This is a genomic window from Mycobacterium sp. 20KCMC460 (genome assembly GCF_022179425.1).
GTDB classification, from domain to species: Bacteria; Actinomycetota; Actinomycetes; order Mycobacteriales; family Mycobacteriaceae; genus Mycobacterium; species Mycobacterium kiyosense.
The window spans coordinates 5,533,822-5,554,457 of sequence record NZ_AP025524.1; the positions used below are offsets into that span (position 1 = coordinate 5,533,822).

General features: G+C 66.5%; 21 protein-coding genes, 1 tRNA gene and 1 pseudogene. 8 read left to right on the plus strand and 15 right to left on the minus strand.

The features are described from left to right. Positions 1-83: 83 nt before the first annotated feature. From MKCMC460_RS25415 to MKCMC460_RS25430, 4 genes are all read right to left on the minus strand, one after another. Positions 84-818, minus strand: coding sequence for a hypothetical protein (locus tag MKCMC460_RS25415; protein WP_238305008.1), 735 nt, complete (start codon positions 816-818; stop codon positions 84-86). Between the two features lie 138 nt (positions 819-956). Next, complete coding sequence (locus MKCMC460_RS25420) at positions 957-1,694, minus strand: glucose 1-dehydrogenase (RefSeq protein ID WP_236977817.1); 738 nt, start codon at positions 1,692-1,694, stop codon at positions 957-959. A gap of 17 nt (positions 1,695-1,711) precedes the next feature. After that, complete coding sequence (locus tag MKCMC460_RS25425; RefSeq protein ID WP_236977819.1) at positions 1,712-3,166, minus strand: NAD(P)/FAD-dependent oxidoreductase; 1,455 nt, start codon at positions 3,164-3,166, stop codon at positions 1,712-1,714. Between the two features lie 44 nt (positions 3,167-3,210). Next, a complete protein-coding gene (locus MKCMC460_RS25430) occupies positions 3,211-4,221 on the minus strand; it encodes an LLM class flavin-dependent oxidoreductase (protein ID WP_236977821.1) in 1,011 nt (336 codons plus the stop codon). A gap of 184 nt (positions 4,222-4,405) precedes the next feature. On the opposite strand from MKCMC460_RS25430, the gene MKCMC460_RS25435 reads away from it, so the two are divergent. After that, on the plus strand, positions 4,406-5,026 hold the full coding sequence (locus tag MKCMC460_RS25435) for a TetR/AcrR family transcriptional regulator (protein WP_236977823.1): 621 nt from the start codon (positions 4,406-4,408) through the stop codon (positions 5,024-5,026). 293 nt (positions 5,027-5,319) lie between these two features. Beyond that, positions 5,320-6,471, plus strand: a pseudogene (locus MKCMC460_RS25440) (IS3 family transposase). Positions 6,472-7,025: 554 nt separating this feature from the next. On the opposite strand, the gene MKCMC460_RS25445 reads toward MKCMC460_RS25440, so the two are convergent. Continuing rightward, complete coding sequence (locus MKCMC460_RS25445; protein ID WP_238305009.1) at positions 7,026-7,670, minus strand: hypothetical protein; 645 nt, start codon at positions 7,668-7,670, stop codon at positions 7,026-7,028. Between the two features lie 235 nt (positions 7,671-7,905). Here MKCMC460_RS25445 and MKCMC460_RS25450 point away from each other — a divergent pair, with 235 nt between their 5' ends. Then, positions 7,906-8,097, plus strand: a complete 192-nt coding sequence (locus MKCMC460_RS25450) for a tyrosine-type recombinase/integrase (protein ID WP_236984414.1) — start codon at positions 7,906-7,908, stop codon at positions 8,095-8,097. A gap of 146 nt (positions 8,098-8,243) precedes the next feature. Here MKCMC460_RS25450 and MKCMC460_RS25455 read toward each other — a convergent pair. The 5 genes from MKCMC460_RS25455 to MKCMC460_RS25475 all read right to left on the minus strand — a co-directional run bounded on the left by MKCMC460_RS25455 (position 8,244) and on the right by MKCMC460_RS25475 (position 12,590). Beyond that, positions 8,244-8,316: transfer RNA gene (locus MKCMC460_RS25455), tRNA-Ala, on the minus strand. A 49-nt stretch (positions 8,317-8,365) separates the two neighbouring features. Further along, entirely contained in the window at positions 8,366-9,433 is a 1,068-nt protein-coding gene (gene glpR, locus MKCMC460_RS25460) for a gephyrin-like molybdotransferase receptor GlpR (RefSeq protein ID WP_236977827.1), read from the minus strand. Between the two features lie 246 nt (positions 9,434-9,679). Next, entirely contained in the window at positions 9,680-10,333 is a 654-nt protein-coding gene (locus MKCMC460_RS25465; protein ID WP_236977829.1) for a GNAT family N-acetyltransferase, read from the minus strand. A gap of 12 nt (positions 10,334-10,345) precedes the next feature. Further along, entirely contained in the window at positions 10,346-11,638 is a 1,293-nt protein-coding gene (glp, locus tag MKCMC460_RS25470; protein WP_238305010.1) for a gephyrin-like molybdotransferase Glp, read from the minus strand. A gap of 28 nt (positions 11,639-11,666) precedes the next feature. Beyond that, positions 11,667-12,590 (minus strand): UTP--glucose-1-phosphate uridylyltransferase, encoded by a 924-nt coding sequence (locus MKCMC460_RS25475; RefSeq protein WP_236977831.1) that lies wholly within the window; start codon positions 12,588-12,590, stop codon positions 11,667-11,669. Between the two features lie 67 nt (positions 12,591-12,657). Here MKCMC460_RS25475 and MKCMC460_RS25480 point away from each other — a divergent pair, with 67 nt between their 5' ends. The 5 genes from MKCMC460_RS25480 to mscL all read left to right on the plus strand — a co-directional run bounded on the left by MKCMC460_RS25480 (position 12,658) and on the right by mscL (position 15,963). Then, on the plus strand, positions 12,658-13,263 hold the full coding sequence (locus MKCMC460_RS25480; RefSeq protein WP_236977832.1) for a 5-formyltetrahydrofolate cyclo-ligase: 606 nt from the start codon (positions 12,658-12,660) through the stop codon (positions 13,261-13,263). Positions 13,264-13,339: 76 nt separating this feature from the next. Continuing rightward, on the plus strand, positions 13,340-13,684 hold the full coding sequence (locus tag MKCMC460_RS25485; protein ID WP_236977833.1) for an FmdB family zinc ribbon protein: 345 nt from the start codon (positions 13,340-13,342) through the stop codon (positions 13,682-13,684). Between the two features lie 68 nt (positions 13,685-13,752). After that, complete coding sequence (locus MKCMC460_RS25490) at positions 13,753-14,412, plus strand: SAF domain-containing protein (protein ID WP_236977834.1); 660 nt, start codon at positions 13,753-13,755, stop codon at positions 14,410-14,412. Positions 14,413-14,480: 68 nt separating this feature from the next. Then, positions 14,481-15,365 carry a polyprenyl synthetase family protein gene (locus tag MKCMC460_RS25495; protein ID WP_236977835.1) on the plus strand — a complete coding sequence of 295 codons (885 nt, stop codon included), beginning with the start codon at positions 14,481-14,483 and terminating at the stop codon, positions 15,363-15,365. Between the two features lie 124 nt (positions 15,366-15,489). Continuing rightward, entirely contained in the window at positions 15,490-15,963 is a 474-nt protein-coding gene (gene mscL, locus MKCMC460_RS25500) for a large-conductance mechanosensitive channel protein MscL (protein ID WP_236977836.1), read from the plus strand. A 13-nt stretch (positions 15,964-15,976) separates the two neighbouring features. Here the strand turns inward: mscL and MKCMC460_RS25505 are convergent, their stop codons facing one another. From MKCMC460_RS25505 to rpmF, 5 genes are all read right to left on the minus strand, one after another. Continuing rightward, positions 15,977-16,522, minus strand: coding sequence for a molybdenum cofactor biosynthesis protein B (locus MKCMC460_RS25505; RefSeq protein ID WP_236977837.1), 546 nt, complete (start codon positions 16,520-16,522; stop codon positions 15,977-15,979). Further along, a complete protein-coding gene (locus MKCMC460_RS25510; RefSeq protein ID WP_236977839.1) occupies positions 16,522-17,997 on the minus strand; it encodes a S1C family serine protease in 1,476 nt (491 codons plus the stop codon). The genes MKCMC460_RS25505 and MKCMC460_RS25510 overlap by 1 nt, the downstream gene beginning before the upstream one ends. Positions 17,998-18,112: 115 nt before the next feature. Continuing rightward, positions 18,113-19,618: a HAMP domain-containing sensor histidine kinase gene (locus MKCMC460_RS25515; protein WP_238305011.1), complete on the minus strand. Its 1,506-nt coding sequence runs from the start codon at positions 19,616-19,618 to the stop codon at positions 18,113-18,115. Continuing rightward, complete coding sequence (gene mprA, locus MKCMC460_RS25520; RefSeq protein ID WP_236977843.1) at positions 19,618-20,304, minus strand: two-component system response regulator MprA; 687 nt, start codon at positions 20,302-20,304, stop codon at positions 19,618-19,620. Before mprA ends, MKCMC460_RS25515 begins: the two co-directional genes overlap by 1 nt. 105 nt (positions 20,305-20,409) lie before the next feature. Then, positions 20,410-20,583, minus strand: a complete 174-nt coding sequence (rpmF, locus tag MKCMC460_RS25525) for a 50S ribosomal protein L32 (RefSeq protein ID WP_236977845.1) — start codon at positions 20,581-20,583, stop codon at positions 20,410-20,412. Between the last annotated feature and the right edge of the window lie 53 nt (positions 20,584-20,636).

Sequence of the window (20,636 nt, forward strand, 5' to 3'; positions counted from 1 at the left end):
CATCGACGACCCGGTCGTCGGGGGCCACGGGCAAAGCCAGGTCGGTCAGCGTCGCCATGGCGCAGCCGACCCTCGCCAACTCTTCAGCCGGTCTGACTGTAAGACCCATGACCCGCCAGGTCACTCGCGCCGGGGGAGTTTTCGGGAAGCCTTCGCAGCAGCCAGATATTCACGCACGCCCACGTAACAATAACGAGGATAAAACTGATAAAGATCGGTGAATAGAAATAGGAATCGATAAAGCTGTAAGCGGCCAGTAGCGCTAGGGCTTGGGGGATTTGCGTCAGTTGCATAAGGACGGACTGCCCCTGACGAGATTGCCTGCGAATCATTAGAGCTGTACTGAATGGAAGTGGCGAAAAGACCGTCACGGCAAAGCTGACGAAATAAAGTTCGTCGTTTATCGCATCCTTTACGAGAAGCCAAAAAACGGACAAACCTACCGTGGCCAGTATCACCAGAACGGTAAAACCCTTCTGTTTCAGGAAGGGGAAGGTTTCCGCACGACCATAGCGGGCAACAAAGTAGATCAACAGCATTTCGAGCGGGACAGTAATAAGCAGCACAAACCACCACGCTTTGCACCACCAGTGGCCGTACTGGTTGAACCATTTGTCATAGTAAACCAGGAATGATAAGTCGTGAGCGAAAATAAATATTGCGGTGGCCAGAGGTACTGCGTAGACCTTTTGCGAAATGGTCAATCTTATCGCTTCTATAAAGTAGACGAATCCAGCCAACACCGCAACGGCGTAAAACAGCAAAATAGATAGTGTATGGCTGTCGATTGCTTCCAATGCGGCATGCGGGTCGTACATAGCTACCTCGTTTATTCATGGTGTGAGACCTGGAGTAACAAAGGGGCCTGCGGTGATTTCCTGTTGGTTGAACCGGTCGTTCGGGTTTAATCCATCCAAGCGGTGAATGAGTAGGGACCCTGTGGGCTGCACGTTCAGTCAAGAGGCGGACCAGCCGCCGTCGGCGGTGAACTCGCAACCGGTTGTGTAGCTGGACTCGTCGGACGCCAGGAAGAGGATCATGTTGGCGATCTCGTCCGCTCTCCCGATCCGGCCCAGAGGCAGGTTCGGAGGAAGTATCTGATCAACTATGTCCCGTATGCCGCCCAGGATCGGGGTGTCGATCACGCCTGGGTGCACGGAGTTGACCCGGATGCGATCTGCGCCCAAGTCGAGGGCGGCTGACCGGGTCATGCCGCGCACCGCCCACTTCGACGCGCAGTAGGCCAGCGACTGCGCCATACCGACGAGACCGGCCAGAGACGACACGTTGATGATCGAGCCGCCCCCTGCGCGGCGCATGGCCGGGACGACCGCTTGCAAGCCGAGGAAGGTACCGAGGGCGTTGATGTCCATAACTCGGCGGAACTCGGCTTCCGCGAGATCGTCGATCGGAGCGCTTGAGGCGACGCCGGCACTGTTTACCAGGACGTGCACTGGGCCGAGCTCGGTGTTCACGCGCTCGAGGAGGGCGGTCCAGGCGGAGCCGTCGGTGACATCCAGCCTTGTCGGTCGGGCCTGCGACCCGATCTGCTCGGCGACTGTGGCAGCACCGGTCAGGTTGATGTCGGCAAGGACAACAGTCGCCCCCTCGGCCGCCAGCCGCCTGGCGGTTTCGGCGCCGATTCCGCTGGCTGCTCCGGTAATGATTGCGGTCTTGCCCGCTACCCGCTCCACGTCGGAGGTCCTTCCGGTCAGCCGACGGCGGGCAGCAGCGCCCGCCGGGTGGTGGCATGAAACATGGTGGCATCCACGCGGCGGCTGCGGCGGAGCATGTGGCGCATCGTTCCTGCGTACACCGCATGTACGTCGCCGCTGGGGTCCTGGTACCAGCTGTCGCAGCCGCCCGCGCCGAACACCGCCTTTGCGTGCTTCTCGCGTTGCTCTTGCTTCCAGGCATCGACCACCTCGGCCCGAATGTCCAGACTGGCCGCGCCCAGTTCGACGCGTGTGCGCAGCGCGGCGACGATGTAGTTGAGCTGGGCCTGCACCATCACGAAGTTGCAGCCGGTGCCCGCATTCGGGCCCCAGATCTGATACGCGTTCGGGAAACCCGGGACGCTGCTGCCCATGTACGCCTTGGGGTTGTCCCCGTACACCTCTGCCAGGGTGCGCCCATTTCGTCCGAGCAGCCGGGCTAGGAACGGCGGGTCAACGGTGTGGAAGCCGGTCGCCCAGATGATGGTGTCCACTTCGTGTTCGCTGCCGTCCTCGGCGACTATGGAGTGTTTTCGTACCTCTTTCAGCCCGTGTCCGACCACGGTGACATTGGTACGGGTAAGCGCGGGGTAGTACACGTTCGATGTCATGAATCGCTTGCAGCCAATTACATGGTGTGGCGTGAGGGTCCGGCGCAGCTTCGGGTCGCGCACGCTGGCCAGCAGGTGCAGCCGCCCGACCACGTGCAGCAGCCGGGCCAGGCGCACGCGCAGAAAGAGCATCAACACCAGGTCGTCGAAGGTGAATTGCAACCAACGGGCGAACCGCAGCAAGGTCGTCGAACGACGGTAGAGCGCGTACTCGAGCCGGCTGGTCCGCCAGTCCGGCTTGGGCATCACCCATCCTGCTGTCCGTTGCAGATAGGTCAAGTGAGCCACGTCCGGCTGAATCGAAGGGACAACCTGCACGGCGGTAGCGGCGGACCCGACCACCGCCACGCGCTTGCCGCGCAAATCATGGTCATGATTCCACCTGGCGGAGTGGAACTGGACGCCCTGGAAATCCGCGACGCCCGGCACGTTCGGTATGAATGGCTCGTTGAGGGCGCCGACACCGAACACCAGGGTCGCCGCAGCGAAGGCTCCGTTGGTGGTGTCCACCAACCAGCGCTGGGTGTCCTCGTCCCAGACGGTCCGGGTCACCTCGGTGCCCAGCAGGGCGCGGTCGGTAACCCCCAACTCGTCGGCCACTCGTCGCACGTAGGCCAGAATCTCGGGCTGAGGGGCGAACATCCGCGACCAGTTCGGGTTGGGAGCGAACTCGAAGGAATACAGCAGTGACGGGATGTCACAGGCGGCGCCGGGGTAGGTGTTGTCGTTCCAGGTGCCGCCGAGGCCGTCGCTCTTCTCGATGAGCAGAACGTCGTCAATCCCGGCCTCCTTGCGCAGCCGGACCACCGCCGCAATCCCGGAGATTCCTCCGCCGATCACGATCGCACCTCGCTCCTGGCGGACGGAGTCATTGACCTGACCGTTCACTGGGCATCACTTCCTCGGCGGAACGCATCGAGAACCTGCTGGTAGGCGTCGGCCGTCTCGTCAGCGGACAGCGGTGGCACATAGGGCGGATGCAACATCACGTGATCGATAACACCTTCCCAGCAGGCCAATTGTTCGCGACCTTCGTCGGGGGTGCCGGCGATGCTGAACGTGCGCACCAGCTCGTCGTCGGTCACCTCCGCCAGCGCCGCCGGGCCGCCGCTCATGATGGCGTCGCGTACCTCGTCTACTTGTTTGCGCAGTCCGTGAGCATCAATAACCCCGTCACTGACCGGATTTAGCACCAGCTGACCGACGTGGATGCGGGCGCGGCGCATCGCCACCTCTCGGTCCGGGTGCACGCAGCACACCACTTGGGTGATCGTGTCGAGTTCGGCGGCGTCGCGACCGGCCCGCTCGGCACCGATGGCCAGGTTTGGCCGCACCACGTCGGTGACGAATGTCCGCGAGTAACCGCCGCCTACCAGTCCGTCGCCAAGCTCACCGGCCAGCTGAATCATCTTCGGATTCATCCCGCCGAGGTACAGCGGAACTCTCCGGCGCACTGTCCGAGTGCCCAGCGGGTTACCCGGCAGCGGGGTGAACTGATAGTAATCGCCGCTGAGGTCCTCGGCCTCGCCGCCACTGAGGTAGGCCCAACTGCTCCGCAGCGCCAGCACGTACTCCCGCATGCGGGACAGCGGTCGATCGATCGCCGCGCCGTGCAGGGTAGCCATCAGCCCAGGAATGCCCAGTCCGACGCCGAGCAGTAGCCGGCCATCGGACAGGTCATCGACGTCGGCCGCGGCATTGGCCAGCTCGAACGGCGTCCGGGCCAAGGCGGTGACGACTCCAGTACCGAGCTGTATCCGGTCGGTGCGCATCGCGACGGCGGCCAGGACAGCCAGGGGGTTCTCGTACACCTCGTAGGTCCACACCGAGTCGAAACCAGACTGCTCGGCAGCTCGCGCCATCTCGGGGTATGCCCGCAGTGGATGCTTACCCATAGGCATAGTCACGCCGACTTGCACAGCGCTCCTTCCATACAGCTCGAAGTCGCTCTCACGATGAGTCGCATGAAATAATCTCAACAAAAAACGCTCTGTGTCAATGTTTGATAGTTCGGCACACCGTTGGGGTAGAGCTGGTCTGCCAAGCACGCAGCCTGCATCGAGCTCTAGAGTGAACAGCGTGTCCGCGTTGTCTCCCACTCCTGCGTCGGGCCACCGTAAACGCGGTCCAAAATCGATCCTCGGCGAGAACCCGCGTGACCGAATCCACGATGTCGCCTTAGCCTGCTTCGAACAACAGGGAATCGCCGCAACCAGCATGGACGATGTTGCCGGAAACCTCGGCGTATCTCGGCCGACGCTCTATTACTACTTCTCTTCCAAGGACGAACTAGTTCTCGAAGTCGTCGCGCGCCAGGGCGGAGCAATCCTGCGCGACCTGCCACACCGCCTGACTGCCACCGGCCTGGAGCGAATCGCCGAGGCCGCCTACCTCGGACTGATTGCCTCCCTGGATAATCCGTACGCTCGGCTGACAGTTGAGGCCGGCGCAACTTCGTTCACCGGTGCCGCGATGGAGAGTCCCCGGATGTGGGAGCTGCAACGGGCCTTCTGGCTACCACTGCTGGAGTATGCTCAGGGAAACTCTGACCTGCGGGGCGACCGCAGCCTCGACGAGATCATGAAACTGATTGTTTTCACCCAGTTCTCGCTAGCCACAGCTGGCATCGCGTTCGGCATGACTCGCGAGCAGATGCGCGAAATAATCACGACTTACCTGATCCCAGCTTTGCGTGGATAAAGTCCGGCCCTACCGTCGTGGTTGGCCGGAAATGCCACTGGCACAACGTATCGAATTCACTGACAATCTGTCTCTAGCGTCAATATTAACGACCGTCCCCGCCCGAAGCCGAGGGGGCCATCTGCGCTCCGATCGCAGCGTCCACCGCCAAGCGCAAGGCCGCGCGCGTCATCAAGTACAAAGGCAACAACAAGCTGGTTGCCGAGCGTGAACAAGAGGGTGATGTGCCCCGGGTTGCATGGAGTCAGTTTGCTTGACTTTTGGTCACGACATCCGATGAAGGAGCCGTGTCCGTGCCCAAGCGTTATCCCGAGGAGTTCCGCCGTAAGGTGCTCGATCTGGTGGCCGCTGGCCGCCCCGTGGCCCAGATCGCTGCCGATCTGGGCATCAGTGACCAGACGATTTACGGCTGGCGCAAACAAGAACTGATCGACACCGGGCAACTACCCGGTTTGAACCGCGCCGAACAAGCCGAGCTGACTGCGGCCAACAAGCGCATCCGCGAACTGGAGAACGAGGTAGTCATCCTGAAAAGGGCTCGTGAGCTGCTGCGGGAGCCGGACGACCCAAAAGGCGGTACGCGGCCATAGCCACGATGGCCGCGGAAGGACTGCCCGTGCAGCTAGCCTGCCGACTGTTGTCGGTGGCCGAATCGGGCTATTACGAGTGGCGCTCACGACCGCCGTCAGCGCGGGCTGTTCGTCATGCGTGGCTGACCGAACAGATCCGCGCCGTGCACAGCGCCTCACGGGGCACCTGACGGCGCCCGCAGGGTCCACGCTGAACTGACCCTCGGGCTCGGACTGCAGGTCGGCCACAACCAGGTCGAGTTGTTGATGGCGCGGGCAGCGATCAAGGGGCTGCCGGGTAACCGCCGTCCTCGGCCGCGTCACGAGACACCGACAGCCGCTGATCTGGTCGAGCGAATGTTCACACGTGAAGCGCCAAATCGGTTGTGGGTCACCGACATCACCGAACATCGCACCTACGAAGGCAAGGTGTACTGCGCGGTGGTTCTTGACACCTTCTCCCGCCGGGTCGTCGGGTGGTCGATCGATTCCAGCCAGACCGCAGCGCTGGTCACCAACGCGCTGAGCATGGCCATCGCAAACCGTGATCCGCAGGGCGGTGGCGTCATCCACTCCGACCACGGCGTGCAATTCACCTCTTGGGCATTCACTGATCGAGCCAAGCGCTCGGGGCTGGTGCCCTCGATGGGCTCGATCGGGGATTGCTATGACAACGCAATGATCGAATCATTCTGGGGCAGAATGCAAACCGAGCTACTCAACCGCAAACGCTGGAAGACACGCATCGAGTTGGCCAACGCCATCTTCGACTACCTGGAAATCTTCCACAACCGCCAACGCCGCCATTCCGCCCTCGGGATGCGCACTCCGATAGAGTTCGAACTGCTACACCAATCCGCCCAACCCGTGGCCTGAAACCAAGTATGACGACACCGCCGAACCCGGGGTACATCAGAGTCTCCGGACATGCCGGGGCGATTCAGAAACCTGTTCTGTGGTCATGAATTCGCCGCCATCCACCGGGCGCAGTTGTGGCGGTTGACTCGGGGGCATTCCGTTGCTCCTTGTGTTGGCGCGCCATCAGTTAGGGCGCTCTAGGTGCCAATGGTGCAGCACGCCGTTGACAGCGCCCACGTACAAAAGGCGTTATCTAGCAACGGAATTGCGCTTATGCCACCATTTGGTGGTTGCACCGCAACCAATCTCGGCGTGCACGGCACGTAGGCATAGGACGGCCACAAGCGGTGTGACCTGCACATTCACCTTGCAACCACAGGCACCCAGGGTTCCGGCCGCAAGAGGAGTTGTCCAGTTCGGCGAGGTCGTGGTTGTTGTCGACGTTGCCGAAGGCAATTACCTGGAACAGACTTAGTAGTCATGTTGACCTGGCGCACAGAACTTTTGCAATTCGTTCAACGCGTTGGGCACTTCGGTTGCACAGTGCATCATGTTGGTGGAAAGCCCACTAGCTACCAGGGCGGACAGACATGGCAACGAAACGCAATCGGCGCGCTGGCGTGGAGGACCGTTGGACGAAAACAGTGCGCGATGCCGATGGCAATGCCACGACGGTGCACCGCGCCACGCATGGCAAGGGGAAGCGTTGGCGCGCAATGTATGTGGACGATGCGGGCCGTGAGCACGGCAAGGTTTTTGAACGGAAGGCGGCCGCGCAGCCGTGGCTCGATACCGAGGTGACCGCCAAGTTCGCGACGGGCAGTTATGTTGCGCCTTCGGCCGGAAAGGTCACCGTCGCCGCCGTCTACGCGGTGTGGTCGGCGGCGCAGGCGCACGTGTTGCCTGAGACAGTGGCGTCGCGGCGCAGCAGTTGGCGTAGCCGCGTTGAACCGCAGTGGGGCGACATGGCGGTGGCCGACGTACGGACAGCGGCGGTCCGCGCGTGGGTTGCGGCCATGGCAGCGGAAGGTGCTGGTGTACCGACAATGGAGAATGCGTTCGGGCTGCTGCGGCAGGTGCTCGGCGCGGCTGTCGAGGACGGCGGCCTTGCCCGCAACCCGTGCCAGGGTGTGCGGCTGCCTAAGCGTCAGCACGCCGACCGGGGTTACCTGAGCCATGTGCATGTGGCCGCGCTGGCCGCGGCCGTTGACCGCCAACCGGAGGTCATTCGGTTCCTTGCCTACACCGGATTGCGGTGGGGCGAGATGGCGGCGCTGCGGGTGTGCGACTTCGATATGCTGCGCCGCCGCGTCAACGTGTCACGGCCGGTCACCGAAGCTGGTGCGCTGGGAATGGCACCGAGCGCCGCTCCCACGTCTTCGGCGTTGACCACACAAGGCCGGCGGGGTGCTGCGGAATTCCAACTACCGCGGCCGCGTCTTTCAGTCCGCCGTGGAGACGTGCCAGGAGGCCGCGCTGGAACAACGGGCGAAGGAGACCGCAGCCAGCGGCATACCGAGCACCCCCGAGTTCCCGACGATCACACCGCACGACCTGAGGCACACCGCAGCCTCGCTCGCTGTGTCGGCGGGAGCCAACGTCAAGGCAGTGCAGCGGATGCTGGGGACGCGAAGGCGTCGATGACGCTCGACGTCTATGCCGACTTGTTCGACGACGACCTGGACGCCGTAGCGGCGAATTTGGACGCGGCGATCGAATCTGCTGCGGCACGACTGCGACACGCAGGCAATTCTTGAAATGTCCGGCCAGCGAAACCGCTGGTCAAGTTGTGGAGCTATGGGGAATCGAACCCCAGACCTACTCGATGCGAACGAGTCGCGCTACCAACTGCGCCATAGCCCCTGACCGCTAGCAGGCTACCAGCCGCTGGCCCGTTGGGCCGAACCGCGGGCTACTGGCCGACGGCGCGGGGAAGGTCGCGCGGCCAACCGTAGTTGCGGGCGGCCACCGCGTAGTCCAGGTGCTCGAAGATCGGGTCCTCGTCGTCGATCTCGAGGACCACCGCGCCCGGGCGCCGCAGCCGCGAGGGCACCACGTCGTAGTCGCGGTCCTCGGTGTTCTCCACACCCATGCGCGCGCGGGCCATCCGGCGCATCCGCCGCCGCCGCACCTGCTCCTCGATCTTGGTCTGCCGCCGCAGGTAGGCCAGGTAGAACAGGGTGATCGTGGTGGCGATCCCGCACACCCACCAGGCCAGCGAGGTCACCTCGAACGCCGCGATGGCCGAACCGACCAGGACCAGCGCCATCACCACCAGCACCCGCTTGCGGAAGGCGTACTTGCGGGCGCTGACCGCCGCAGCGGTCTTGTTGTCGTAGCGGCGGCGCCGCGACGCACCCGACGCGTAGGTCAGCGGCGCGTCCTCTTCGTCGTCCTCCTCGGGCTCCAAACCCGAAGAGTCGTCGACGTATTCGTACTCGTCCTCGGCGAGGTCCGCGTCGGTTTCGGTCTCGGTGCCGGTTTCGTCGACAGGCTCGGCCTCGTCCTCGGCTACCTCGTCTTTGACCACGAGCAGCGCCGCGCCGTCGGCAGCGGCGGCGCCGGCACCCACCGGCAGTGCGGGCGCATCCTCGTCGACGATATCGACGTCGAGGTAGTCGTCCCCGCCGTCTGCTGCGGCCTTGTCGGCCTTGGTCAGCGTCGCCACGGCGGACCGCTGGCCCACCACCACGTCGGTGTCGACGTCGTGGTCCTGGTCAGCGTCGGCGTAGGCCCCGTCGATGCGGTCGGTGTCCCACTCCTCCTCGGGCTGCCAGTCGGGATCGGTGCGGTGACCCGCGGCGGGTCCGGTCCGTTTGAGCAGGCGGGAACCGGCGCCGCCGTTGAGGACTCTGGTCGCCAGGGCCACATCGCTGGTGCGCCGTACCGCGTCCCGTTTGCTGATCAGCATCGGCACCAGCACGAACAACCAGAGCACCACAAGCGAGATCCACAACAACGACTGCGGGATGCTTGGCATGATGACCTGCTCTCTTCGGTTCCGCTATCCGCGAGGCACCTCGTTGGCCAGCGCGGCCGGGTCTGTCGTGACCAGGGCAATTACACACCTGTAATTTGCCTCTTTCAAGCATCACACGCCACATATGTCACGCCAGCCACACTTTTATTTCGATTTACTCAGCAAAAGCGCGCCCGGATCGTGTCCCAGTGCCTCCCAGCGCCTCCCAGCGCCCTTCGAGACGCCCGGCCGGCCGCGCCCCCGGGCTCAGACCCAGCTGGCGCGACCGGCCCTGACCAGCGTCGATGCCACCGACCCGTACACCTCTTCCACCGTCAGCCCCACCAGCAGATGGTCGCGCCAACCGCGGTCGACCTCGAGATATCGGCGCAGTAGGCCCTCTTCCCGGAACCCGACCTTGGCCAGCACGGCGCGGCTGGCCGCGTTCTCCGGGCGCACGGTGGCCTCCACCCGGTGCAGTCGCACCGGGCCGAAGCAGTGATCCAGGCCCAGCGCTACGGCTCCGGTTGCCACGCCGCCGCCGGTGCATTCACTGGACACCCAGTAGCCGATCCACGCTGAGCGCAGCGCCCCGTGCGTGACGTTGCCGATGGTCAGCTGCCCGCAGAACTGCCCGTCCAGCTCGATCGCGTAGGGCAGCATCCGGCCCTTGCGCGCCTCGGCACGCAGACTCGAACACACCGCCGGCCACGCGGCAGTGGAATGACGGATCGCCCAGTCACCGTCGGCGCTGGGTTCCCACGGCTCGAGGTGCGCCCGATCCGACAACCGAATCCGGCTCCACTGCGCGCCGTCGCGCATCCGCACCGCGCGCAGCCGGATCACCCCCGCGGCAACCCGTAGCGGGCCCACCGTCATCGGCCAACCCGGGTGCCGGGCACTGGAACGCAGCAGGTTCACGCGCGGTGGGGCTCAGCCGTGCTGAGCCAGGAAGGCGACGTCGACGATCTCCCCGGTACGGATCTGCTCCGCCCCACTGGGAACCACCACCAGGCAGTTGGCCTCGGCCAGCGTCGCCAGCAGATGCGACGACGCCCCCGGCCCGCCACCCAGGGCCTGCACCAGGTACTCGCCGCTCTCCTGATCACGCATCAGCTGACCGCGCAGATACCCCTTGCGCCCGGCCACCGAGGTGATCGGCGAGAGCGTGCGCGCCTGTACCACCCGCCGCATCGGGTGCCGTCGGCCCAGCGACAGCCGGATCAGCGGACGGACCATCACCTCGAACACCACCAGCGCGCTCACCGGATTGGCCGGTAGCAGAAAGGTCGGCACACCGTCTCGGCCCAGTTGCCCGAATCCCTGGACGGAGCCCGGATGCATCGCGACCCGGACCACCTCCATGTCCCCGAGTTCGGACAACACCGCACGCACCCCTTCGGCCGCGGCGCCGCCCACTCCCCCGGCGATCACCAGCACCTCGGCCCGGTTGAGCTGCCCCTCGACCACCTGGCCGAGTTCCTTGGGGTCGTTGCTGACGATGCCGACACGGTTCACCTCGGCACCGGCATCGCGGGCGGCGGCTGCCAGCGCGTAGGAGTTCACGTCGTAGACCTGCCCGTTGCCGGGGTTGCGGGAGATGTCGACAAGCTCGCCGCCGACGGCCATCACCGACACCCGCGGCCGTGGATGCACCAGCACCCGCTCCCGGCCGACCGCCGCCAGCAGTCCGACCTGGGCGGCACCGATGATCGTCCCCGACCGCACCGCCACATCACCGGGCTGCACGTCGTCACCGGTGCGCCGCACGTATGCGCCCGACGGCGCACCGCGCAGGATCCGCACCCGGTTCATCCCCCCGTCGGTCCAGCGCAACGGCAGCACGGCGTCGGCGAGCGTCGGCAGCGGCGCACCGGTCTGCACCCGGGCTGCCTGGCGGGGCTGCAGCCGGCTGGGCGTGCGCGCGCCGGCCTCGATGGTCCCCATCACCGGTAGGGTCACCACCTCACGACCTTCGACACCGATCTCGCCGCCCTCGCCGCCGAACGCGACTTCGACCGGTCCCGAATCGCCGACCCCGAGCACGTCGACGCTGCGCACCGCGTAGCCGTCGATGGCGGCCTGATCGAACCCGGGCAGCGGGCGTTCGGTCACCACCTCTTCGGCGCACAACAGTCCCTGCGCCTCGGCAATGGCAACCTTGATCGGCCTCGGAGCCACAGCGGCTGCCGAGATCCGTGCCTGCTGCTCCTCCACAGAACGCACAGTGCGCCTTCCTGCCGCCGGCTTGCGCCTACTGTTCGGTCAGGCCCAATCGCGCTACCAACCACCGCCGAAGTTCCGGGCCGTAGTCGTCACGATCCAAAGCAAAGTCAACCGCAGCCTTGAGGTAGCCGCCGGGATTTCCCAAGTCGTGTCGGGATCCGCGGTGCACCACGACGTGAACCGGATGCCCCTCGGAGATCAGCAGCGCGATGGCATCCGTCAGCTGCACCTCACCGCCGGCGCCGCGGTCGATGCGGCGTAGCGCGTCGAAGATCGCCCGGTCGAGCACGTAGCGCCCGGCTGCTGCGAGCAGCGACGGAGCATCCTCGGTCTTGGGCTTCTCGACCATGCCCTTGACCTTGAGGACATCGGGGTTGGCGGCCCCTGCGTCACCGGCCAGGGGCTCGACGTCGAACACGCCGTAGGCGCTGATCTCGTCGGGCTCGACTTCGATGGCGCACAAGACCGTGCCGCCGTGCTGCGCGCGCACCTGCGACATCGTCTCCAACACCCCGGTCGGGAGCACCAGGTCATCGGGGAGCAGCACCATCACCGCGTCCTCGTCGGCCGACAGCGTCGGTTCCACGCAGCCGATGGCGTGGCCCAACCCGAGCGGCTCGGCCTGCACCACCGACTCGACCTTGAGCAGCGCGGGCGCCCGGCGGACCTTGGCCAGCATGGCCTTCTTGCCCCGGGCCTCGAGGGTGCCCTCCAGCACCAGGTCCTCGACGAAATGGGCGACCACGCCGTCCTTGCCTTCGGAGGTGATGATCACCAGCCGTTCGGCACCGGCGTCGGCGGCCTCCGCGGCGACCAGCTCGATGCCCGGCGTGTCGACGACGGGAAGCAGTTCCTTGGGCACCGTCTTGGTCGCGGGGAGGAAGCGCGTTCCCAGTCCGGCAGCGGGGACGATCGCCGTGAACGGGATCGGGTTTGGCGAGGGTAGTGACATCGATTCACACCATAACCTGCTGCGACGCTGTGGCGCCGGGAACACCGCAGCTGTCATGGTGGACGGCATGACCGACGGCGGTGGCGCAGCGAGTAAGGCTGCCTGGCGAGAACGGCTGAGCGCGGCCCGGTCAGAAGTTGCCGACGACGTCCGCGCCGCCGAGGCCGCGATGCTCACCCACCACCTCGAGGCAGCGGTGACCAGCGGCAGCACGGTTTGTGCCTACGTGGCGGTGGGGTCGGAGCCGGGTTCGATCGCCATGCTCGACGCGTTGCTGAGCCGCGCCGCCAGGGTGCTTTTGCCGGTGGCGCGCACCTCGACCAACGACGCCGCGGAGCCCCTGCAGTGGGGGGAATACCGAACCGGAAACCTGGTGACCGCGCGGTGGGGGCTGCGCGAACCGCCCGGGCCGTGGCTTGCGGCCACAGCCCTGGCCGAAGCGGATCTGGTGCTGCTGCCGGCGCTGGCGGTCGACCGGCGCGGCGTACGGCTGGGCCGCGGACGCGGCTTCTACGACCTGTCGCTGCCGCTGCGCAATCCGCGGGCCCGCCTGGTTGCGGTGGTGCGCGACACGGAACTGGTCGACGAGTTGCCGTGCGAACCGCATGATGTGCCGATGACGCATGCGCTCACCCCGACGTTGGGACTGATCGCACTGCCGATCCGGGAATGATTGCGATCACGTGGCGGTTCTAGCACTTAAGACGGTAGAGTGCTAACTCAGACTTACTCATCATCCGGAGGTTTTTGTGCCCACGTACAGCTACGCGTGCACCGAGTGCGGCCACCGCTTCGACAAGGTGCAGGCCTTCACCGACGACGCGCTGACCACCTGCGACCAGTGCTCCGGCCGGCTGCGCAAATTGTTCAACTCGGTCGGGGTCGTCTTCAAGGGCAGCGGGTTCTACCGCACCGACAGTCGCGAGGCGAGCAAGAAGAGTTCGACCAACGGCTCCTCGTCCAGCGATTCGGGGTCCAACGGCTCGGGCTCCGGCGACACCAAGTCGTCGGCCTCGGGTGAGAGCAAGTCGTCGGGGTCCGGTGAGAAGGCCAGCAGCTCGCCTGCGCCCGCCGCGGCCGCGGCATCCAGCTAGACCGGTTATCCACACCCCCGTCGCCCCGCGGACCCCATCGGCGCGCTACGCCACCTAACGTGGCGGACGTGCGGGAGTCACCGACGCTCAACCCTTCGCTGATCGACCGGATCGGCGCGCTCGTGCGTCCGGATTGGGCGCGCACCGTGCTGGCCCGGCGGGTCGCTGCCGCTGCGCTCGTGGTGCTGGCAGGCATCGCGGCGCTCCGCGCCAATCCCGAGGGCGACCGGGTCGACGTGCTGGTGGCCAGCCACGACCTGACCTCGGGAACCGCGCTGACCCCGGACGACGTGCGGCTGGAAAGACGGTTGAGCACGACCGTTCCCGACGGCTCGCAAGCGAAGCTGGAAACCGCACTGGGTTCCACGCTGGCCAGTCCGGCCCGCCGCGGCGAAGTGATCACCGATGTGCGGCTGCTGGGCAGCCGGCTGGCCGAGTCGACGGCGGGGCCGGGCGCCCGGATCGTGCCGCTGCACCTCGCCGACTCCGCGCTGATCGACCTGGTCAGGGTCGGCGATGTGGTCGACGTCCTGGCCGCACCGGCCGGCGAGGCGTCGGCATCCTCCCGCGTGCTGGCCGCCGATGCGACGGTGGTGCTGATCTCGGCTCGATCCAAGACGCACACCGACAGCGACGACCGCGTGGTGTTGGTGGCGCTGCCGGCCCGGCTGGCCGCCGCGGTCGCGGGCGCGGCGCTGGGTCAGACGGTGACCGTCGTGCTGCACTGACACGCACGAATCGCTGCCGGCAACAAGGCAACTCAGCGCGATACCGGCCCAGCCCCTATGTTGTACGCGTGAGCTCTGCATCCGAGAACGCGTGCCGTCGGCTGGACGACGCCCGGTTCGCCGCCGGCGTGCGCGACGGTGTCTCCCGGATCGCAGACCTGATCGACCGCGAACTCGCCCTGGACGACGACGTCGTACACGACGGCGTCACGCAGGACGACGTCGTTGCCGCAACCACCCAGCTGCGAGCGCTGTTCACCGTCCTGGCCGCACAACTGGGCCCCGACCCAGACGCGTGGCAGGTCACGACCGTCGGCGCAGCACTCGAGTTGATGCACCAGGCCACCCTGTGCCACTACGACGTTGCCGAAGACGAAGACGACGTTGCCGAAGACGAAGACGACGTTGCCGAAGACGCCGCCTCCGAAGACGGCGGCGCCGAGGGCAGGGCCGCCTACCGCGCACGGGTCAGCTCGGCCATTCTCACCGGCGACCACCGGTACGCGACAGCCTCGCGCCTGGGCTCGCGGCTGGGCCCGGAAGCCTTCGGCGTGATCGCCGAGACGTTCGCCGAAGTGGTCACCGGTCAAATGCGTCAGAAACGTTATACTGCAACACATTTCGAAAACGCCGAGCACCACTTGCGCATTGCGCGGGAGAAATCCGGCTCGCTGCTCGCGGCGTGTGGGCGGCTGGGTGCGCTGTGCGCCGGCGCGCCGGACGACGTGATTGCCCGCATGGGGCGGTTGGGGCACCTGGTCGGTGTCACGGTGCATCTGGGTTCTGTCGAAGCCTCGGGCGAACTGCCCGGCATCAGGGCCGCGGCCGCGAGCCATGCCGCGCGCGCACATCAGGAACTGGTCGAGCTACCCGATTCCGAGATCCGACAAGCCTTCTCGATCCTGGTCGACTCGGTGTACCCGGGCGGCGAATCCGAGCAGCGTTCGCACTGACCGGAACTGCCGCCGCAAAGGCGCGCCCCACACTTAGTCGTGGCAAATCGCGCCGACTGGGTTAGGTTTGCCCTGGGGTAGGAATTCTGAGATCAACCGAAGCCCACTGCAGAAAGGACGTCCCATGCTCAAAGGGTTCAAGGAGTTTCTCTCGCGGGGCAATATCATCGACCTGTCGGTCGCGGTCGTCATCGGTACCGCGTTCACGGCGTTGGTCAAGAGCTTCACCGACAGCGTCATCAACCCACTGGTGAGCTCGGTCGGCTTCAACCAGGAGTCGAAGCACGGCATCCTCAACCTGCACATCCCGGGCACCGACCTCTACATCGACCTCAACACGGTGCTGTCGGCCGCGATCAACTTCTTCCTGGTCGCCGCGGTGGTGTACTTCCTGATCGTGTTGCCGTACAGCAAACTGCGCAAGCAGGGCGAGGTGGAGCAGGCCGACGACGCACAGGTCGTGCTGCTGGAGGAGATCCGCGATCTGCTCGCGCAAACCAACGGCGCAGCCTCCTCGGGCCGGCACGGCGGCGCACCCGCAGCCGGCGAGGTTCCGCTGTCGCCGCCGCCCAACTACGGACCGCGCGGCGACCGCTGAGCCGGAGGCAGCCTCAGATCTCGAGGCTGGACAGCTGCCCGATGATGTGGGCTGCCAGGGGGTTCAGGGTCGCCATACCGTCCCGCACGGCGTAGCGCGAACCGGCCAGGTTCACCACCAGCGTGCTGCCGGAGACCCCGGCCAGCCCGCGGGACAAGCCGGCGTCCGTGATGCCGGCGGACAGGCCGGAAGCGCGGATGGCCTCGGCGATGCCCAGGATCTCCCGGTCCAGGATGTCGCGGGTGGCTTCCGGGGCGACGTCGCGCGGCGTGACGCCGGTCCCGCCGACCGAGACCACCAGGTCGACCCCGCCGATCACGGCGGTGTTCAACGCATTGCGGATCTCCACCTCGTCCGCCTCGACCGCCACGACACCGTCGACGACGAACCCCGCCTCGGTGAGCAACTCGGTGACCAGCGGGCCGCTGTGGTCCTCGTCGCCGTGCGCGGTGCGATCGTCGACGACCACCACCAGCGCCCGGCCGACAACCAGCTCCGCGTCCTGTTCCATGGGTGCGACCGTATATCCGAGGTCGGACAGCTGCCCCTCGGCCTTCATCACTGATCCGCCTTTCCGAGCGTGACCTGCACCGTGCGGCTCCCGCCGGCAGGATCCTCAAATGTCAGCGACACCTTGTCCCCCGGCGCTTTGGAACGCACCGCGGCGACCAACGCGTCGGCGCTGTTGATCGTACGGTCGTCGACTTTGGTGACGATGACCCCCTTGGGCACCCCGGCGTTGGCGGCGGCGCCGTTGGCGACGACCTCCATCACCTTGGCGCCGGGGACGCCCTTGTCGGTGGTCACCTGCACGCCCAGCGAAGCGTGCGAAGCCTTACCAGTGCTGATCAACTCGTCGGCGATGCGCTTGGCCTGGTCGACCGGGATCGCGAAGCCCAATCCGATCGAGCCGCTCTGCGCGTCACCGGAGTCAGCGCCCAGCGTGGCGATCGCCGAGTTGATGCCGACGAGTTGCGAGTTCATGTTGACCAGTGCACCGCCGGAGTTGCCCGGGTTGATGGCGGCGTCGGTCTGAATCGCGTCGAGCACGGTGTTCTGGTTGCCGGCCTCACCGGTGGTCGACACCGGCCGGTTGAGTGCGCTGACAATGCCGGTGGTGACGGTACCCGCCAGTCCCAGCGGCGAGCCGATGGCCAGCACCGGCTGCCCCACCCGCAGACCCGCCGATGAACCCATCTGGATCGGGGTGAGCCCGGAGGCGCCCTGCACCCGCACGACGGCGATATCGCTGGTCGGGTCCGCTCCGACGACGGTGAAAGAGGAGGTGTGCCCGTCGGAGAACGTCACCGTGGTCTTCGGCGGCGGGCTGCCGGCCGGCGGTTTCGCGGCGGCGGCCACGACGTGGTTGTTGGTCAGGACCAGACCGTCAGCGGACAGGATGACTCCGGAACCTTCCTCGGACTGACGCCCCAGGTCGGTCTCCAGCATCACGACGCTGGGCACCACCTTGGCCGCGACCTGTTCCACCGAGCCGGGCGGCATGTTCGCCGCCGGGACGCTGGGCGCCGAACCCGAGGCCACCGTGGTGCCGTGCGCGCCGCCGGACTGATGCCCCAGCTCGACCACCGTCGCCGCCGCGCCACCGATTCCCGCCGACACCACCGCGATGGCCAGCGCGCCGAAGATCAGTCCGCCCGAACGGCGTCGCCGCGGCGGGGGACCCATCGGCGGGTACATGCCGGGGATGGGGCCCGACATCGTCGCTCCCGGTAGGGGGCCGTGCATGGTTGCGCCGGGGACCGGACCGACCCCGGTGCCACCGGGAATGGTGCGGGCGCCGGTTCCGCCGGGTATCGGGCCGGGCCCGGTCCCGCTGGGAACCGGGCGTCCCCCGGTGCCGCTCAGCGGGTCGAAGGATCGGTACTCCGGCTGCGTGGCCGATTGGTAGCGCCAGTCGAACTGCTGGTTGTAGCTTTGCTGCCCCTGGGCATAGGCGGGCGGCACCGGCTGGTTGGACGCGGCACTGTAACCCGGCTGTTGCGGCGGTGGCGAATACCTCGGGTGATTCGTCATGGCGCTAAGACGCTCTTCCTCTACTACTACGTGGGGCTTGCTTACGGCCTAGAACATGCGTGGCTTGCATGGCTCAGGTTTTCAACACTAACTGCAACCAGCGTCCGCGCGCGGACTAAGAGTCCACTGAGATAACGTTCGCCGAACCCCGTGAGTTCTCGTTGTGACCAGTTTCTTCGTGCCGCATTTCCGCGGCAGCCGGGGGGTAGGCGCCCGGCGGCATCGGCCGGCCGGGTAACAGCACGTGAATCGAGGTTCCCGGCGGTTGAGCGGTGGGATCGGTGTCCTCGACGCGCAGTGATCCACCGTGGTTGAGCACCACCTGTTTCACGATCGCCAGACCCAGACCGGAGCCCGGCATCGCGCGCGCCGAGGTGGACCGGTAGAAGCGTTCGAACACCAGGCGCCGCTCTTGGGGCGGGATTCCCGGCCCCTGGTCGGACACCACGAGTTCGGCGTGCGACGGATCGAGCTGGCGCAGCACGACGCCCACTCGCCCGCCCGGCGGGCTCCACTTGGCCGCGTTGTCCATCAGGTTCAGCGCCGCCCGCGACAAACCCGCGGAATCGCCGTAGACCTGCCAGGGAACGACATCGACGTCGAAGTGAATGTCGTTGCGCCGCCGGCGAACTCGTTCCAGGCTGCGGTCGACCACCTCGGCCAGGTCGACCGGCTCGTGCACCACCTGACCGGCGTCGCCGCGGGTCAGGTCCACCAAATCGCCGACCAGCGTGGACAATTCCTCGATCTGCGCCAGCACGTCGGCGCGCAGGTCGACCATCTCCTGCTCGGGCAGCCGGGGGGCGCCGGGCTCCATCGAGGCCATCAACAGCTCGACATTGGTGCGCAAAGACGTCAGCGGGGTGCGCAGTTCGTGCCCGGCGTCGGTGACCAGGCGCGCCTGCCGCTCGCGCGATTCGGCCAGCGCCCGCAGCATCAGGTTGAACGCCTCGGTGAGCCGGGCCAGCTCGTCACTGCCGAACACCGGGATGGGCCGCAGGTCGTCGGTGCGGGCCACCCGCTCGGCGGCCTCGGTGAGACGCCCGACCGGTCGCAGCCCCGCGCGGGTGACCATGCCCCCGGCAACCGCGGCCACCGCGACGCCGACCCCGCCGACCATCAGCAGCACGAACCGGAGTTTGGCCATGACGTGATCGGTGGGTTTGAGGCTCTTGGAAATCAACAGCGAGCTGCCGTTGGGTAGGTGGATGGCGAGTACCCGCTGGTCGGAGGCGGTACGACGGGACATGAACAACTCACCGCGGATGACCGCCTTCTCCGGCGAGCCGACCGGCAGGGTCTGCCCCGGCTGGTTGGCGGTGTAGATGGACCGGCCCGGGTTCACCAGCATCGCGTTGACGTCCGAGTAGGCGGTGCCCTCGATGGCTTTGCCCGGGTCCGCGGCGAGCGAGCCGCTGGCGATCAGCAGCTGCGCGCGGCTCTGCAGTTGATTGTCCAGGTCGCTGTAGAGGGCAGCCGAGATCACCGCATAGACGGCGAACGACATCAGCACCACGCCGAGGGCGACCATCGACATCGCCAGCAGCATCACCCGCCACCGCAGCGACAGCGAGCTCGTCGCGCGCAGCGGCACGCGCCTCTTGCGGCGGAGCGAAAGCATCAGGGCGGCGTTTCGCGTAGCACGTAACCCACCCCGCGCACGGTGTGGATCAGCCGCGGCTCGCCGTCGGCCTCGGTCTTACGGCGCAGGTACCCGACGTACACCTCGAGCGCGTTGCCCGAGGTGGGGAAGTCGAATCCCCATACCTCCTCCAGGATGCGGCTGCGGGTCAGCACCCGGCGCGGATTGGCGATCAGCATCTCCAGCAGGGCGAACTCGGTGCGGGTCAGGCTGATGCGACGCTGACCGCGGGTGACCTCGCGGGTTACCGGGTCCAAGGTCAGATCGGAGAAGACCATCGCCACCGAGTCGGCGGCGTCCTCGGGCTTGGTCCGGCGCAGCAGCGCGCGCATCCGGGCCAGCAGCTCTTCGAGCGCGAACGGTTTGGGCAGGTAGTCGTCGGCTCCGGCATCGAGACCCGCGACGCGCTCGGAAACCGAGTCGCGGGCGGTCAGGACCAGAATCGGCAGGTCGTCGCCGGTGCTGCGGAGCTGCCGGCACACCTCCAGGCCGTCCAGCCGGGGCATCATCACGTCCAGAACGACCGCATCGGGCCGGTCGCTGGCTATCCGCTCGAGAGCCTCCACCCCGTCATGGGCCAGCTCAACCGAGTAGCCGTTGAAGGAGAGCGACCTGCGCAGCGACTCGCGCACGGCGCGATCGTCGTCGACGACAAGTATTCGCACGGAGCCTAGTTTCGTACGAGCGCCTGAGACTGGGCTGAGAGGCGCGCCGACGCCCGACGAGGAGGCGCTGCTGCGCAGCCGGTCAATCCAGCGCCGACCGTCGGGTCAGCGCTTGTCGAGGTCGATCAGGCCCAGGCGTGCGGCCTTGAGCAGCCGGCGCGGCACCTTGTGCTTGTGACCTGCGACGTTGACGCCCACCAGCTCGGTCGAGGTGGCCTTCCACTGCGAGCGCCGGCTGCGGGTATTCGAGCGCGACATTCTGCGCTTGGGTGTGGCCATGGTCGGGCCTTACTCCTCGATCGGGTTTTCGGGTGGGGCGTGTCGCAGGGGCC